Genomic DNA, 16,365 nt, shown 5'->3' on the forward strand with positions numbered 1-16,365 from the left:
GCGGCAATAGGAGAGGTACGACTCGAGTTTCCTTTCGGTATGCGCCTCGGCGCATCGTGTGCAGCGCGAGTAACATGACGTAGTCTCCTCGGTGGTGGTGGAGCACCTTGTCGGCAACTCCACCTGTCGAAAGGTTGAGGTATCCTAGACGCAACGCTGGTCTTCAGCAGCCACGGTCCTGAGCGCTATACATCGGATGTATCCGCCGCGCAAAGAAGAAGAACGAAAGGTACATTGAGGGAGAATCTCATGCATACTGACGCGAAGACATCCGATCTATTGACACCGAAAAGGAGCGGCGTGGCGGTCACCGACGAGGCCATCGAGAAAATCAAAGAGATGATCGTCTCCGGGCAGTGGAGACCCGGCGATCGATTGCCGAAAGAAGCGGATTTGGCCGCGCAATTGGGCCTTTCGCGCAACTCGCTGCGGGAGGCCGTGCGCGCGCTCTCGCAGCTGCGCATCCTCGATGTTCGGCAGGGGGACGGGACGTACGTCACGAGCTTGAAGCCGCAGCTTTTGCTCGATGCCGTGAGCTTCGCGGTCGAAGTGCACCGCGATGGATCGGTGCTCGAGTTCTTCGAGGTGCGCCGTGTGCTCGAGCCTGCAGCGGCCGCGATGGCCGCAACGCGCATGCCCGAGGAAGAAATCGAGCTCCTTCGCGCACACCTCCTGCAAGTTCGCCCCGACTCGAGTGTCGACGAATTGGTCGCAAACGACCTCGAATTTCACAAGCGCATCGCCGAGGCATCCGGCAACTCGGTGCTGTGTTCACTCATCAACGGCTTGGCCTCGCCGACGCTTCGAGGCCGCATCTGGCGCGGCGTCAACGACGAGGGCTCGTGGGAACGCACCCAATCCGAACACCGGGCCATTCTGGATGCGATCGCTGCGCGCCAACCGGACGTCGCCCGCGCTTGGGTGGCGGTGCACATCGCCGGCGTCGAGCAGTGGCTCCGTAAGGTCCTGTAATTACGGGCGTTTTTACAAAGTTACATTGACAGAAAATTTGCCGTCGCTATATGCATCGGCACAACCATGCCTGATGCCAAGTTTACCGAGGGGCCGGTCGCGCGCACGTTGCTCGCGTTTTCCTGGCCCATGCTGGCGAGCAGTATCCTTCAATCGCTGAACGCTTCGGTCAACACGGCCTGGGTCGGGCGCTTGCTGGGTGCACGGGCGCTCACCGCCAGCGCGAACGCGAACAGCCTGGTGTTCTTCCTCATCGGCACGACCTTCGGCTTGAGCATGGCGGCGAACGTGCTCGTGGGTCAGAGCCTCGGTGCGAAAGATCTGGTCACGGCCAAGCGAACCGTCGGTACGAGCCTCGCGTTCTTCGGTGCCCTCTCCGTGGTGTTCGCAGGCCTCGGCATCGTGTTCGCGCCTTCCGTGCTCAGCGCGATGCATACGCCGCCCGACGCGCTTCCTTATGCGTCCGCGTACCTGAGGGTGATCTTTCTCGCGCTACCTGGAATGGTGCTTTACACGTTCGTGATGACCGCCTTGCGCGGTGCGGGCGATGCGAAGACGCCGTTTGCGTTCTTGATCGCGTCCGTGGCGATGGACATCACGCTCAACCCGATTTTCATTCGCGGACTGGGGCCGGTGCCGGCCTTGGGCATCGCCGGCTCGGCGTTGGCCACGATGGTGGCGCAGTGGGTGAGCCTGCTCGCCATGGTCGCGTGGCTTTACCGGCGCAAACACTTTCTGCGCATCGCGCGCGGTGAAGGGCATTACCTGCGGATCGATCGCGGCATCGTGCGCGCGCTCATTCTCAAGGGCGTGCCCATGGGGCTCTCCGTGGTGGTCATGAGCTCCTCGATGATTGCCATGATCAGCCTGGTGAACCGGTTTGGTTCGCACATGACGGCGGCCTATGGGGCGTGCTTTCAGGTGTGGAACTACATCCAGATGCCTGCGATGTCGCTCGGTGGCGCGGTGTCGGCGATGGCTGCGCAGAACGTGGGCGCCAAACAATGGGACCGCGTGGCACGCATCGCGCGCGTGGGGGTGCTGATCAGCGCCGTGATGACCGGAACGATGGTGCTGCTGGTATCGGCCGCGCATCACGCGGCGTTTGCCTTCTTCTTGGGCGACGATGCGGAGGCCATCGGCATTGCGAACCACATTCACGTGATCGTGTCGTGGACCTTCATCATGTTCGGCATCTCGCTGGTGCTAGGCAGCGTGATGCGCGCAACCGGCGCGGTGATGGCTCCGCTGGCCATTCTCTTCGTGTCGCTCTGGGTGGTGCGCATTCCCTTTGCGTATGCGCTCACCCCCTCGATGCATGCAGAGGCCCTCTGGTGGAGCTATCCACTCGGCTCCGTGGTCTCCTTGGTTCTCACCGTGGGCTACTACCGCCTCGGCAACTGGCGCGCAGCCCGCATGCTCGGCATGCGTGCAGCCCGCCCGCGCTTAGACTACAGAAGAATTCACAGGGAGGCGGGGAGACGGGGAGTTTTTTGGGTGTTCAATCGGCTCCGTGAGCGAACTGGAAAACCCGAAAAAGCTAAAGGCACGGGGCGTTTTTGGATGTTCATGGGCGCAGTGGACCAAGCGGAACCCCAAAATCTCCCCGCCTCCCCGTGATTCTTCTTCCTCTATTGGCCGTCGTCAGTCGCAGTTGTCGCAGACGCCTTTGAGTTGGACGGCGACCTTGTTCTTGCTGACGGATTTGGGCACGCCCTTGCTGCCCTTGACCTCGAAGGCGAGGCCGGGAAGGCAGGAAACGTCGCCGCATTGGATGCAGATGAAGTGAGGATGCTCGTCGCTGTGCGAGGTGCCGGCGACGCCCTTCTTCAGTTCGAAACGCCAGACGTGATCGCCTAGGTCGGTGCGGCTGACGATGCCGACCTCCGCCAAGTCCATCAGGTTGCGGTAGATGGTGGCGCGGTCGAAACCTTTGCCGGCGAGCGCCTCGAACAGCTCGGCGTGGCTGCTCGGCTCGGAGGTGTCATGCAAATGCTCGAGCACGGCCAACCGCGGTGCCGTGCTGCGGAGGCCCGAGGAGCGGAGGAGGTCTTGGAACGCCTCGACGGATCGATCGTCCGCCTTCTTCGGCTTTTTGGGTTTGGCCAATGGAGACTCCGATGTCGTTTCGTCGGTTAAACGACTCATCAACTGTAGCCCTTCTGCATCTCGATTGCACAAGAAACCGTATCGGGTTGCCCCTATGCTCTGTGTTCCTTACATTAACGCAATTGAATTGCAAATGCATGAGTGACGCAATTACAACGAGCCAACTTCTTTCTGCCGGTCAGGGAACGCTTTTTCTCGGGCTCGTTCTCGGGATGAGGCACGCGACCGATCCGGACCACGTGCTGGCGATCGGGACGATCCTCAGCCGCGATCCGCGGCTTCCGCGGGCGCTGCACATGGGGCTGTTCTGGGGCCTGGGCCACACCCTGACCGTGTTTGCGGTCGGGGCACTGATGCTTATCGGTCGGGTGACGGTACCGCCCAATGCGGTGCTGGCCATGGATCTCGCGGTGGCCGCGATGCTGATCGTGCTCGGCGTTCTGAGCCTGAAAAGCCGCATGCCCGCGAAGTCGCCGTCGCGGGCGCACGATCTGCTGTTGTCGCCGGCACGCCCGTTCGTGGTGGGCATCGTGCATGGGTTGGCCGGGTCGGCCGCCATCACCTTGCTCGCCTTGAGCACGATTGGAGATCGCGGCCTTGCCTTTGCCTACCTCGCGCTCTTCGGCCTGGGCACGGTGGCGGGGATGATGCTGATCACGATGCTCATCGCCTTTCCCCTGACCTTCGCGGGTAAGTTTTCTGCGCGGGTGCCGCTTCTGATTGCACGCGGCTCGGGCGTTCTCAGCGTGGTGGCGGGGCTTGCATTTGCGGCGCAGAGCCTGTTCGCGGTGATGCCGCCGTGGGCAAGGTGATGAAGAGTGTGGCCAGAAGAGAGGCCACGAAGAGCGCGCCGGAGGCCCAGGCTGCCGCCGTGGCGTAGCCCTGCACGGGAACGAGGGACGATGCAGCGACGGCGTTGAGCAGGGCGGTGCCGATGGATCCGCCCACTTGCTGGGAGGCGTTGACCGTGGCCGAGGCCACTCCCGCTTCGCGCGGGGAGATGCCCTGCGTGGCCACGCTGAAGGCGGTGATCATGGCGCAGCCCATACCGAGGCCGACGCAGATCTCGGCGGGGAGAATGCCCGTCAGGTAGTGCGTGTCGGCATCGATTCGGGTGAGCAGGGCCATGCCGAACGATGCCGTGAGCAGCCCCGGCGCCATCAGCGCGCGCGGTGGGAGGCGCGGTAGCAGGCGACTGGCCAGGGTGGTCGCCACGAAGAGCGACGAGGCGGTCATCGGCAGAAAGGCCAGGCCGGCCATGACCGGCGGGTAGTGAAGGACGGTCTGGAAATAGTACGTGAGCAAGAGAAAGAGCCCGAACATGCCCACGATGGCCAAGGCGGCGCAGAGGCATGCCCCACCGCGGTTGCGATCGGCCACGATGTGCAGCGGCAAGAGCGGATTCTCGGCGCGCGCTTCACGGACGACGAAGAGCGCAAGGAGCACGACGGCGGCGAAGGCCAACCAAGGCGCATACGAGGAGGTGCATGCGGAGACGGCACACACCAGGCCGGAGCCCACGAGAAGCACGCCGGGGATGTCGGCGCGCAAATCTCCGGTGCCGGGGGTGCGCGGAACGACGCGGCGTGCACCGACGAAGGCCACGGCGGCGATGGCCACGTTGACGTAGAGGCACCAGCGCCAGCTGGCCATCTGGGTAAGTGCGCCGCCGAGCACGAGGCCGATGGCCCCGCCGCTGCCCGCGATGCCGCCGTAGACCGCGAAGGCTTTCGCACGCTCGCGCGGTTCGGTGAAGGTCACCGCCAGGAGCGAAAGCGCTGTCGGCGAGAGCAAGGCGGCAAAAGCGCCTTGCAGCGCACGGGCGAGGGCGAGCATGCGCAGATCGAGCGCGGCACCCCCGAGGGCCGAGGCCGCGGCAAAACCGGTGAGGCCGATCAAGAACGCGCGCTTGCGGCCAATGGAATCGGCGATGCGTCCGCCGAGCAGGAGCAAGCCCGCGAGCGGAAGGGTGTAGGCCGTGACGACCCATTGGCGCTCCGCATTGGTGAAGTGCAGCGCACGCTGCACCGAGGGGAGCGCGATGCTCACGATGGTGGCGTCGAGCGCGACCATGAGCTGCGCCAGCGCGATGAAGGCGAGCGCGATCCAGCGGCTCGAGGAATCAACGGAACGCGCCTGCATGTGCCCTCGCCCATTGTTCGAAGGTGCGCGGCGCGCGCCCCGTCACCTGCGAGGCGGTGGGAAGCACCTCGGTACCGTGCGCCGTCTCGGAGCGGGCAAAGGCTGCATCGATGACGTCGTCGGACATGCCCCATCGGCGCATTCCGGCGCGCGCGGCGTCGTTGTCGAGCGGCACGAGGGAGAGCGGGCGGCCCAAGACGGTGGCGAGGATGGAGATCTCCTGCTCCGGCGTCAGCGCCTCGGGGCCGGAAAGCTCGTAGGCCTTGCCCTCGTGGCCGGGCTCGGTGAGTGCGCACGCGGCCACGGCGGCGATGTCCGCCGGATCGATCGATGCGGCGGGACGGCGTGCGAAGGAAACGTGAACCTTGCCCGTCTCGCGGATCATCGCGGACCACTGGAGTGCGTTGGACATGAAGCGCCCCGGGCGCAGCATCGTCCAGGCGATGCCGCTCTCCTTGATGGCTCCCTCGGCCGCGTGATGCCAGCGCGAAATGGGATCGTGGGTCGTGCCCTGGGCGGCGCCCCCGAGCACGGACAACTTGACGATGTGACGTACGCCCGCGCGCCGTGCGGCCTCCACCACGCGCGCTTCGTGGGTCGGCGCGGGAATGCTGCCGATCGGCTGCGTGGTCACGAGAAAAATGCAACGCGTGCCCTGCACCGCGGTGTCCAGGCTCGATGCATCGTCGAAGTCGCCGCGCACCACGTCGACCCCCTCTGGAAGTCGAGCCGCCTCCGGCCGCCGGCTCATCGCCCGCACGGCATGGCCGCGCGCCAACAGCATCGGCAAAAGCTCCCTGCCCACGTGTCCCGTCGCCCCGGTGACCAGAATCATGGCTGCATCCTTTCCGGCAAAGAATCATTCAACAACTGAATTATTCTTAGATCGCGTCGTTTCGACTGACCATGGTTGTGCTGCAACAAAGAGCACCCAGGTGAGCGGTAACCGGTGGCATGGTTCGTGGCCGTTCGTGGGAAAGCGACACACATCCGGGCGGTCGACAAGGGAATGTCACACCGAGGCCTTAAGTCGGTCACAGCACGGCCGTAACTACAGAGGTGAGGCCAACCCCACGGGTCTCATTGGGGGTTGGGAGCGCTCATCGAATGCCACTCACTGGTCCTCGTCTGTCCAAAGCAGAGCTCGTGCTCTCCGTTAGCATCTGGTCCGGAGAATCCGGCGAGCTCGATTTCACGGGCCCCATTCTCGAGGAGCGCGATGGCCCGGACAGCTGGCGCCCGCATCGGATCGACCTGGTCGACACGCGCGAGCGGCGCCTCATCAATCCATGGAAGCTCGGCACGAGGTACTTCGTCACCAGTCGCTCGACGGACGAAGAGCAATTCCACGTGCTGGGGAGCCGCCTGGCGGAGGCGGATCACGTTGCGCTGGGAACGATGTTGCTCGGAGACGATGCCGTCTCGGTGATGCTGAAGCCCGCGGGGGTCACCTTCGAGCTTTACCCCGTCCTCACGCTTCCCAAGAGCGCGCACAGTTTGCCGCTCGGGGCTCTGCGCATCGCGACCATCCACGTCGCGCCCATTGCGATGACCAAGATTTGCGCGGGCGATGCATCGGCCCACGCCGAGGCCGCGGCCATGCGTTGGGCAGACATCGCCGCGCGCAAGTAGCGCGCTCTCAGGGAAACCGCGGCATGAGGCGCGGCGTGGGGTTGCACACGCTTTCGTGGAGATCGCCGCAGTTGTAGAGATCTCCTTCGTCGGTTTGCTTGTGGCCAAGGCGCGCCGTGCTGTTGTCTCCCCATGCCGAGATCGAGGAGCGCTTGGCGAACAAGGCGTAGCTGGCACCCGCACCGGTAGCCGTGCCCACGACATTCGCGAGGCCGGTGTTGTACGGCGTCTTTCGACAGACCGTCGTCTGGCAAGGCTCACCCAGGATCTCGCCCGTGCCGATCGAACCAAGTGGGTTCGCGCCCCAGCAGAAGATCCTCCCGTCCTCCGCGACGGCACACGCATGGATCAAGCGGGCACCCACCTCGCGAATGAGCGACATCCCTGGGATTTGGGTCGGGCTCGAGGTCGAGTGCTCGACGAGGTTCGGACCTAGGGTGCCAAAGTCGTTGCCGCCCCAGCAATAGACCCGCGAATCGCGAACCGCGCACGTGAAAAGGTAGCCCGCAGCCAGCGAGGTGACATTCTCGAGCGGCTCGGAAACTCCCGCATCGGTGTAGTTCTTGGCCACGGCACGCGCGGTGGACGAGCAGTTCCCCGAGCACTCCGTATCCAACGACTTGGGATGACCAAGCTGGCCGCTGTGGTTTGCGCCCCAGCACCAAACCGCCTTGCGCTCCTGTGTGATGGCACACGTGTGGTAGCTCGAGACGCCCGTGGCCAAATGGAGCGCCTTCGGCAGCCCATTGACGGATTGCGGAATCGGCGTCGCAGCGGAGGGGGCTACGAGGGTGGTGCCGAGGGCCAGCGCTTCATTTCGCCCCCAGCACGAGACTCGGCCATCCGTTCCGATCGCACACGCATGCTCACGGTTGACCGCGACTTCGACCGCCGAGAGGCCAGCCACTTGCACTGGTACGGAGTTGCACTCTTGGGGGGTGCCCGCCGGTCCTTGATTCAGGGGCGGGCACATGCGATCGCCAGCCTCATTGGGAGCATGCCCGAGCTGGCCGAAGTGATTGTTTCCCCAGCACCAAACCGAATTGTTTCGCTTCACGGCGCAGACGGTCTGGAAGCCTACCGAGACCTGGAGGACATCGGTCATCCCAGGGACTTGGCTGGGCTTGTGCCGGCAGCTCACGAAGGTGTCGTTGCCCGCGTTGCACTGCTCGTCGCCTTCAGGAGGCTGACCGAGGGCTCCGAATTGGTTTCCGCCCCAGCACCACAAGGTGGCATCCGCAAGAAGGGCACACGTGGTCTCGCCCCCCGCGGAGATGCTGACGATGTCGTTCGAGCATGTCCCCTCCCCTTTTGGATCCAAACACGTCGACGGCGCAAAGCAGGACTTCGCCCCACAGGGCACGCCCGGCTCGGCGTCAGCGTCGGCGTCCGGACCGGCGTCGAAGACCGTGCCGTCGCGGACCTCGTAGTTGCCGAGGTAGGCCACGTAGTCGCAGGCGCCGAGGGTACCAAGGAGCGCGTAGGCGAGCACCGGTACGAGGGCGAGTCCGAAGGCGCAGCGTACGCGCCCGGGGCGCGACCGAGACATCATTGGCAGGGCGCCAAGCCTAGCAGAAATGAGAAAGCTCACGCGTCGCGGTGTGACTGCCGTGACGCGTGAGCCTCTCGAGGTGGAGTGGACAAGCCAAGTAAGAGGAAAAGAGCAACTGTCATCCATGGATTGGGAGCGCGGCTCCCATTCCGTCACCGCGCCGGACGATTTTTTCCTTCCCGGTGCGAAGCTCCGTCGAGGCCGGCGTTCACACGCCAGAGCGCGAAAATGAACAGGGCAATCGCGGTCCAGGTAACCGCGAGTATGGCCAGAGCTTTGATCCAGATCGGGCTGGCGGAGAACGCAATTTGGATGTCGACCGCCATGGCGCCACCGCCAACGATGCCTCCCAAGGCTCCGCCGACGAAGGCGAGCCCGAGCGGGAGTGCGATGGGCGCGGCGGAACCGTCCTTCACCTCACGCGCGCGGGTGCGCGTTCCCGTGTCGTTCGGGGACGCCGGCGGCGGACTGCCTGCGGCGCGCACGCGCACGTGCGATGAGGCCCCCGTCCCGGAAGTCACCGAGAGGAGTGTGTCGGTTGGTTCGAAGCGATTGGCCATGGGTCCTACCGGCGCATCAGCGCCTCATGCAAACAATTGGGAAGGAGGCCATGCTTCCATCACCAACATTGGCATTTATTGTAAACCCGTGTCGCGAACGAGCCCGTGTCGCGGGCAGTCAGAGGCCGCGCGTGGCGTCGTTCACGACCGGCATGAACAGGCTTCGCGGGTAATGCTGGCGGAAGCGATCGCCGCGCGTCTTCGCCGCCGCGACATCGCCCGTCTTCACGAGCGCCTGAATGGCGAGCGCCTCCCGTTCCTCTGCGAAGGAGCCGTTGGGAAAGTCGTGTGCGTGCCGCTCGAGCACCACCAGAGCATGCGGCGCATCGGCCCGCGCCAATGCCGCGCGCGCGGTCTCCACGAGGGCCCGCTCGGTACCGCTCGTGTCTCGCGTCTCCGGTGCCGCCGATCCGCGCGTCTCCGGCTCGACCCGCACCGAAGAAGAAGGAGCGGGCGCGCCAATCAAATTGGACGACGCCGGGGCGGGCAGCACAACGGGGGCGGGTGGGTTGGAAGTGCCGGGTCGGAGCTGCGATGATTCCTCCGGTCCGGGCGCCGGCGCCAACGGCGTCTGCGCTACTTGCGGCCCCGTCTCCGGACGCACCACCGTATAGACGACGAAGCCACCGGTGAGCAGACCCACGGCAAATGCCGCCGCCAAGAGCGGAAAGCGCGCCGCACGCAGGCGGGCGCGGGTGGCGTAGGCGGCGGGCGTGGCGGGTGCGGAACCAACCGCCGAAGCCACGTACGATTTCGATTCCGGCGGGGCGCCCCACACGTCGTTGGCAGCCCGGGAGGGCGGCGCTTCGTCTTCCGCCTCGTCCATCGCCGCAGCGTGAATCGTCGCTTCGACGCGCTGGAGCAGGCGGTCCTTCATCCGCGACGAGGCGGGCGGACCGTCGGAGCCGGCTTCGAGCAGTGCGCGCATCGCGGGCGGCAGCGACTCCAGATCGTCGCTCATGCTTTCACCCGTTGCGTTTGCTGCTGCATGCGCGTGACGGCGGCGCAGAAGGCTTTGCGCGCGAGCCGCAGGCGCGAGTACACGGTGTTGAGCGGTTCCCCCAGCGCGCTCGCGACCTCGGGAATGGTCTGTCCATCCAGCTCGTGCAGGATGAAAACCGCCCGTTGGTCCAAGTTGATCGTTTCGAGCGCCGCCATCACCAACCTTTGTGCTTCCCTCGCCTCGAACTGCGCGTCGGCGATGGGTGCCGTGTCTTGCCTCTCGGGTTCGCTGTCGAAGACCTCGCGCTTGAAGCGGGAAGTCCGTCGGTAATCAGATGCTACGCGAAAAGCTATGCCGAAGAGCCACGGGCGAATGGGGCGAAACGAGTCGTAGTCGTCGAGTTTGCGGTGAACGGTCACGAAAACATCGTGGGCCACGTCCTCGAGATCCGAGGGACGCACCCCCAGACGCCGAAGCGTTTGCCAAACGTAGTCGAATTCTGCCTCGTAGATGGATCGGAAGGATGGTCGCCAGCCCACGGCACTGGGTTGAGGGGCCGGGGTTGCTACCACACGAGGGAATCGGGATGAGCGGGGCGAATCCGTCACGGAAAAGTTACCCCCAACCCCATTCCTATAACCCCTGAAATTCTCGGGGTTTGCCACACTTCCGACTGGTTGACCTGCACGGTGGTCTGCGAGAGTGCGGCGAGGAGATCGGAATGGAGGTGTAAAAATAGCACGCCATCAAGCGGCACCTCCACGGCCAAGCGGGCCCCCGCCATGAAAACGGCGGTCGTGGCGTCGCGAGAATCTTCGAAGGACCGGCCGTGCGAACGCAACGCTCCCGCTCCAAGGATCGCGCAGCCCGCCAGCACGCCGTAGTGGTAGCAAGGCACGAGCGAGGCCAGCATCAGCGAGGTTTCGATGCTGCCCGGGCCCACGCTTCGGGTGGTCGGCGCATCGAACCGGCCTTCCAGCCCAGCCGAAAAGGGCATGCGCCGCACACCGACGAGCAGGCGCCCCCCCACCGCAGCCTGCGGCCCGGCTCCCAACGATCCCACCGGACCGCCGTCCGCATGGAATTGAAGATGGGGAGGTGGAGGCGAGGCCGGCTGAGGTGGCGGCGGTTTCGGCGCGGGTGCGTCGACCACGGGGGGCGGGGGCGGAGGGTGCGGCTCTTCGGTGGGCGACGCGGGTGCCGGCGGCGGGGCCTCGGTCACGATGGGTTTGGGCGACATGGCCCCGAGGGGATCGATGGCAATCGCGATGGCCAATTCGGTGGCCTCGGCCAACTCCGCGCAATCCTTGTCCTTGAAGGAGAGGTCGCGTTCACCGTAGAGCTCGCCCGCGGGACCGTGGACCTCGATGCGGGTGCGAAGGACTCTGCGGGCGCGGGTAACGCGCGCGGTGACCATTCTTTCTGCGTGATCGTCGAACGGATCGCGCCCGAGCCGGGCGGCCACGCCGTTGCGCAGATCGCGCTCGTCGGGGCATTTTTCGGTGCCGGGTCCGCGAACGTAGACCAGCCGGACCCGGGGCGGCTCGTCGGCCGCGGCATGACCCTCGCCGGCGAGCCATGCGAGCGCGAAGGCTCCGAGCAGGGCCGTGCTGCCACGAATGGAGGTAAGCGCCATGGGATCAGAAGAGGAAGGGACGGAGGAACATACCTGGCCGGTGGAAAGGAAGCACCATCTCCGACGCAGTGTACCGTGATAGCGGCCCTTATGTATGCCGGGCACACCTACGGTGCCGGGCACACCCGAAACGTTCGTTCCGCAAGACGCCCGAGGCCTTCGTCGCAGATGGTACGCAGGGTGCACGCGTCGAAGGGCGCACGGACTTTGGCGTCGTTGTCGAAGTACACGTAGACATCGCCTTTGCCGCGCAGCTTGCGCTGCCATCCCGCGATGCGTTCCGCCCATGTCCGGAGCGCGCGTTTGCTATATCCGCTTTCGTAAAGTTTGGTATCGCCGTGCAGGCGCACGTAAACGAAGTTGGACGTCACGCCATCGAAATAAGGGAAGCGACCGGCGGTGTCGGCAATACAAAGTGCGATATCGCATTTTCGAAGCAAGGCAAGAAACGCCGGATCGCCAAAGGTCGGATGTCGCACCTCCAAAGCATGAAGAATCGGACGATCGTCGTGCGGTCGCAGGTAGGCGCGGCCTTCGAGGCGATGATCGTGCTTTCGGGCTAGGTTTGCTGCGGCGTGGGTCGTGCGCGGCAGCAAGTCGAAAAATTGCTCGAGACGCTCCGAATCGAACTGTGTGCTCGGAGGCAGTTGCCAAAGGATGGGGCCCAGCTTGTCGCGCAAGGCAAGCACACCCGAGGCAAAGAAATTGGCCAGTGGAATTTCGATGTCGCGCAGCCGTTTGAGATGGGTGATGAAGCGGCTCCCTTTGATGGAAAAGACGAAGCCGTCGGGCGTGGCCTCGTACCATTGGGCCACGCTGGGGGGCCGGAGAAGCGAATAGAACGAGCCGTTGACCTCGATGCTGTCGAACGTGCGGCTGGCATAAGCGAGTTCCTGTTTCTGCGGGAGGCCTTTTGGATAAAAGACGCCGCGCCAAGATGGGTAGTTCCATCCGGATATTCCAATATGAACACGGCTAACTCTAGGCACTCTTGCGCCGCTCCGCCGGCGCAGATGGAAGTCGTTGCTCGAGCTCGAAAAAGCCAGCCCAGGGATCTTTGCGCCGCCGCGCGAGGAGCTTGGGGACGGTCTCCACGGTGAAGTCCTGCGGATCGAGGTGTGCGAGATCACGCCAGGCGACGGGCATGGCCACGGTGGCACCCGGCCGCGCGCGGGATGAATAAGGAACGATGGCGGTGGCGCCATGGCCGTTGCGAAGGTAGTCGATGAAGATTTTTCCGTGGCGTGAACGCTTCGACATCACCGCCGTGTAGCGGTGTGGGTCCTCTTTCTCGAAGCGGAGTGCAATCGCGTGGGTGAAGTCTTTCACGTCGTCCCAGCCGAGTTCCGGCACGATGGGGACGACGACGTGCAAGCCTTTGCCGCCGGTGGTCTTGACGAAGCTGGTGAGTCCAATGCTCTTCCATGCATCGCGCAGCGCGAAGGCCGCTTCGACGACCCGCGTGAAGGGCAAGGAAACATCCGGATCGATATCCATGACGATCCAATCGGGGTGCAGCGGATTGGGCAGGCGCGAGCCCCACCCATGGAGTTCGACGGCACCGAATTGCGCGAGGGACACGAGGCCTTCGGCGTCCTGCACGTAGAGCACGGCGTTCTTGCCGATTTTCGAGCCATGGATGGACTTGGGCATGCCGGGCGTGCGCTGCTTCTGGAAAAAGCACTCGGCGCGGTCACCTTCGGGGCAGCGGACCAGCGCGAGCGGGCGATGCTCCACGTACGGGAGCATGCACGAGGATACGGATTCGATGTAACGGGCCAGCGCGATCTTCGTGGTTCCGGAGGCGCGATCGAGCACGCGATCGGGATGGGTGATGCGGATGCCGGCCACGGTCGCATCGTCCTCAGCGCGGCGTTCGCGTGGGTCGCGTTGTTCGCGTACGACGTCGCGCGAAGGTTTGTCCTCGCGCAGGCCGACGAAGGCCGGGTGGCGGAGTGCGCCGTCCTTGGTCCACTCCGTGAAGCGCACCTCGGCGACGAGCTCCGGCTTCACCCACGTGGCATTGCGCATGCGGGGCGCTCGAGCCACGGCGGGCTTGTCGATGGCGAGCTTCGAAAGGCGGCGGTGCAGATCGCGCAGTACGCGGGCGGTGAAGCCGGTGCCCACCTTACCAACGTAACGGAGCTCGCCACCTTCGCCGTGCACACCGAGGAGGAGTGCGCCCAGGCCCGGCCGGCTTCCTCCGGGCGCGGTGAAGCCGACGATGACCAGTTCCTGGCGCTGCTGGCATTTCACTTTGATCCAATCGCGCGTGCGTGCAGGGCGATGCGGCTGGTCTTTGCGCTTGGCCACGACGCCCTCGACGCCTTGTTGGCATGCGAGCTCGAAAAGCTCGGCGCCTTGTTCGGCGGGCGAGTGTGAAACGTATCCAATGGGCGCTTTGCGATTCCCCAGAATGGACGCCAGCATGGCTTTTCGCGTTTCCAGCGGACGATCGCGCACGTCGAATCCGTCGACGAAGAGCAAATCGAAAATATAGTAAACCACCTCCGCATCTTTGGCATTTTGCATCTTTTGGAAGCTGGGAAGACCGCGCTCGTCGAGCGCGCAGATCTCACCGTCCAGGACCGCCGATTGGATGGGCAATTCGGCGAGTGCCTTGCGGATGGGGGCGAAACGCGCAGTCCAGTCTTGGCCCGTGCGGCTCACGATATGAACTTTGCCGTTCTCGACGGAGGCGAGCGCGCGGTATCCGTCGAGCTTCGGTTCGAAGATCCATCCCTCGCCCTTCGGGATTTCCTCGTCCAAGGTCGCGAGCTGCACGTGGAACGACTCGAGCTTCGGCACGCGCGCCGCCGCGGTTACCTCCTTCGAGCCGGGGGCCTTGGCGTGCGCATCGCGCGTTTTGAGCAAGAGCCATTGATTCTGCTTTTCGCCGCGATTGCGCATGCGCACGAGCGAGAATCCGCCATGCAGCCGCTTGCCCTCGAGCCGAAAGGACAAGCGGCCCTTGGTGAGGCCGGTGTGCGGATCGCCCTCGGGCTCCCACGTGCCCTCGTCCCAAAGCAGCACGTGGCCGGCGCCGTAATGGCCCTCGGGAATGGCGCCCTCGAAGTGGCCATAGTCGAGCGGGTGATCCTCGACCTCGACGGCAAGGCGCTTGTCGCCCGGCACCAAACTAGGGCCTTTGGGGACGGCCCAGCTCTTGAGCACTCCGTCCAATTCGAGACGGAAGTCGTAATGCAATCGGGTTGCGTCATGACGTTGAACCACGTAGGAGAGCGCCTTGGCTCCGCGGCGCGCACTTGGTTCGGGCCCGCGCGGCTCGGGGGTCGCGTCGAAGTCGCGCATGGTTCGATATCGGCGGAGGGCGTCTTTCTTCATGCGGCCATCTCCAGGAGCCTGCGCACCGCCACCAGATCGCGCACGAACCGCGCACGCTCAGTGCGACGCGTCTCGGGATCCGGTGCGCGCAACAAAGAGGACGGATGCACTGTGGCCAGCACCACGGGCGCAAGCGGAGAAGGCACAGGCTCGCCGCGGTGCTGCGTGACGCGGAACGATTTGCCGAGGAGAGCCTGCGCCGCCGTCGCGCCGAGGCACACGATGATGCGCGGCTTGACCGCGGCCAGCTCGGCGTCGAGCCAGAAGCGGCAGGCCGTGATCTCGCCCTGATTGGGCTTGCTGTGGAGACGGCGCTTCCCGCGCGGTGTCCATTTGAAGTGCTTCACGACGTTGGTCATGTATACGCGCCGTCGGTCGATGCCGGCCTCCGCGAGCGCCTGGTCGAGAAGCCGTCCGGCCGGCCCGACGAAGGGCCTGCCTTGAATGTCCTCGACGTCGCCGGGCTGCTCGCCGATGAACAAGATCTCCGCGCGCGAAGGGCCCTCGCCGAACACGGTCTGCGTGCCCGTGCGCCACAGATCGCAGCGCTGACACGATTTGGCCTCCTCGCGCAGGCGCGGCAACGACTTCACGGCGCTCATGCGGCCGCCTTTCGCGTGCGCTTACGCTTGGTCGCGGCGAGGCTGCGCTGCAGCACATCGGCCAAGTCGACGACATTGGTCGCACGAGGCCGAGCCTTCTTCAACTTGGGCATGGGCTTGCCGCGCGCCTTGCGATCGATCAAGGCCATCAGCTTTTCATGGTAGGTATCGTGGAACTCACCGATATCGAACTTCGCCGTCATGCTCTCGATGAGCATGTTGGCGGCCTTCATTTCGCCAGCGCGCGCGCTGGCGGCCTTGGAGGCGGGCTTGGGCAATTCGAGCGTGCCCACGTCGACGACGTCGGTCTTCCAGTGCAGCATGTCCAGCACCAGCACGTCCCCGCTCGGTTTCAACGCGGCAATGTGCTCGCGCGATCGCAGCACCACCCGGGCGATGCCGACCTTGCCCGATTCCGCAAGCGCCGTGCGGAGCAACGCATAGGCGTGGTGTGCCTTCTTTTCCGGCTCCAGGTAATATGGCTTTTCGTAGAGCATCGGATCGATCTCGTCTTCGTTCGCGAATTGGACGATGTCGATGGACTGCGTGGCCTCGACGGCGGCGGCTTGGAAGTCTTCATCGTCGACGACGACGTATTCGCCTTTCTTGAACGGATATCCGCGGACGACGTGCTCCCAGGACACCTTCTTTCCACATTCGTTGCAGATGCGCTCGTTGTGGAGGGTGCCCTCGTCCTCGTCGTGGAGAAAGTTAAAATGGACGCCCGATGCATCACGCACTGCGGTGACGAGTCGCACCGGGATATTGACCAGCCCGAAGTTAATGGTCCCGCTCCAGATTGCGTGCGCCATGATGCCGGGAGCCGTTGCATTGATCAGTCCATTCGCAAAAGGCAGCCTCGGGCAAAATTC

At 64.6% G+C, this 16,365-nt stretch carries 16 protein-coding genes; 4 read left to right on the forward strand and 12 right to left on the reverse strand.

Annotation, left to right across the window (positions count from 1 at the left end):
* The first annotated feature begins 249 nt into the window (after positions 1-249).
* Together LZC95_37665 and LZC95_37670 are read left to right on the forward strand one after the other, a co-directional pair.
* Positions 250-972 (forward strand): FadR family transcriptional regulator, encoded by a 723-nt coding sequence (locus LZC95_37665; GenBank protein WXA92170.1) that lies wholly within the window; start codon positions 250-252, stop codon positions 970-972.
* Between the two features lie 66 nt (positions 973-1,038).
* A complete protein-coding gene (locus LZC95_37670) occupies positions 1,039-2,592 on the forward strand; it encodes an MATE family efflux transporter (protein WXA92171.1) in 1,554 nt (517 codons plus the stop codon).
* A gap of 24 nt (positions 2,593-2,616) precedes the next feature.
* On the opposite strand, the gene LZC95_37675 is transcribed toward LZC95_37670, so the two are convergent.
* Positions 2,617-3,120, reverse strand: coding sequence for a transcriptional repressor (locus LZC95_37675; GenBank protein WXA92172.1), 504 nt, complete (start codon positions 3,118-3,120; stop codon positions 2,617-2,619).
* A 98-nt stretch (positions 3,121-3,218) separates the two neighbouring features.
* Here LZC95_37675 and LZC95_37680 point away from each other — a divergent pair, with 98 nt between their 5' ends.
* On the forward strand, positions 3,219-3,893 hold the full coding sequence (locus LZC95_37680) for a hypothetical protein (protein ID WXA92173.1): 675 nt from the start codon (positions 3,219-3,221) through the stop codon (positions 3,891-3,893).
* Here LZC95_37680 and LZC95_37685 read toward each other — a convergent pair.
* Entirely contained in the window at positions 3,823-5,223 is a 1,401-nt protein-coding gene (locus LZC95_37685) for an MFS transporter (protein WXA92174.1), read from the reverse strand. The two genes, LZC95_37680 and LZC95_37685, sit on opposite strands and share 71 nt — an antisense overlap.
* Complete coding sequence (locus LZC95_37690; protein ID WXA92175.1) at positions 5,204-6,058, reverse strand: NAD(P)H-binding protein; 855 nt, start codon at positions 6,056-6,058, stop codon at positions 5,204-5,206. The genes LZC95_37685 and LZC95_37690 overlap by 20 nt, the downstream gene beginning before the upstream one ends.
* 311 nt (positions 6,059-6,369) lie before the next feature.
* On the opposite strand from LZC95_37690, the gene LZC95_37695 reads away from it, so the two are divergent.
* Positions 6,370-6,855 carry a hypothetical protein gene (locus tag LZC95_37695; protein ID WXA92176.1) on the forward strand — a complete coding sequence of 162 codons (486 nt, stop codon included), beginning with the start codon at positions 6,370-6,372 and terminating at the stop codon, positions 6,853-6,855.
* A gap of 7 nt (positions 6,856-6,862) precedes the next feature.
* Here LZC95_37695 and LZC95_37700 read toward each other — a convergent pair whose 3' ends face one another.
* The 9 genes from LZC95_37700 to LZC95_37740 all read right to left on the reverse strand — a co-directional run bounded on the left by LZC95_37700 (position 6,863) and on the right by LZC95_37740 (position 16,305).
* Entirely contained in the window at positions 6,863-8,407 is a 1,545-nt protein-coding gene (locus LZC95_37700; protein WXA92177.1) for a hypothetical protein, read from the reverse strand.
* 152 nt (positions 8,408-8,559) lie between these two features.
* The gene (locus LZC95_37705; GenBank protein WXA92178.1) at positions 8,560-8,967 is read right to left on the reverse strand and encodes a hypothetical protein; all 408 of its coding nucleotides are present in this window, start codon (positions 8,965-8,967) and stop codon (positions 8,560-8,562) included.
* A 118-nt stretch (positions 8,968-9,085) separates the two neighbouring features.
* Positions 9,086-9,928, reverse strand: a complete 843-nt coding sequence (locus tag LZC95_37710) for a hypothetical protein (protein WXA92179.1) — start codon at positions 9,926-9,928, stop codon at positions 9,086-9,088.
* Entirely contained in the window at positions 9,925-10,449 is a 525-nt protein-coding gene (locus tag LZC95_37715; protein ID WXA92180.1) for an RNA polymerase sigma factor, read from the reverse strand. The genes LZC95_37710 and LZC95_37715 overlap by 4 nt, the downstream gene beginning before the upstream one ends.
* A gap of 65 nt (positions 10,450-10,514) precedes the next feature.
* Positions 10,515-11,546 carry a hypothetical protein gene (locus tag LZC95_37720; protein WXA92181.1) on the reverse strand — a complete coding sequence of 344 codons (1,032 nt, stop codon included), beginning with the start codon at positions 11,544-11,546 and terminating at the stop codon, positions 10,515-10,517.
* A 107-nt stretch (positions 11,547-11,653) separates the two neighbouring features.
* Positions 11,654-12,535, reverse strand: a complete 882-nt coding sequence (locus LZC95_37725; protein ID WXA92182.1) for a DUF72 domain-containing protein — start codon at positions 12,533-12,535, stop codon at positions 11,654-11,656.
* Positions 12,528-14,891 (reverse strand): DNA ligase D, encoded by a 2,364-nt coding sequence (gene ligD, locus LZC95_37730; GenBank protein WXA92183.1) that lies wholly within the window; start codon positions 14,889-14,891, stop codon positions 12,528-12,530. Before ligD ends, LZC95_37725 begins: the two co-directional genes overlap by 8 nt.
* Positions 14,888-15,493, reverse strand: a complete 606-nt coding sequence (locus LZC95_37735; GenBank protein WXA92184.1) for a UdgX family uracil-DNA binding protein — start codon at positions 15,491-15,493, stop codon at positions 14,888-14,890. The genes ligD and LZC95_37735 overlap by 4 nt, the downstream gene beginning before the upstream one ends.
* Positions 15,490-16,305, reverse strand: coding sequence for a Ku protein (locus LZC95_37740; protein WXA92185.1), 816 nt, complete (start codon positions 16,303-16,305; stop codon positions 15,490-15,492). Before LZC95_37740 ends, LZC95_37735 begins: the two co-directional genes overlap by 4 nt.
* Between the last annotated feature and the right edge of the window lie 60 nt (positions 16,306-16,365).

This window comes from Sorangiineae bacterium MSr12523, from assembly GCA_037157775.1.
GTDB classification, from domain to species: Bacteria; Myxococcota_A; Polyangia; order Polyangiales; family Polyangiaceae; genus Pendulispora; species Pendulispora brunnea.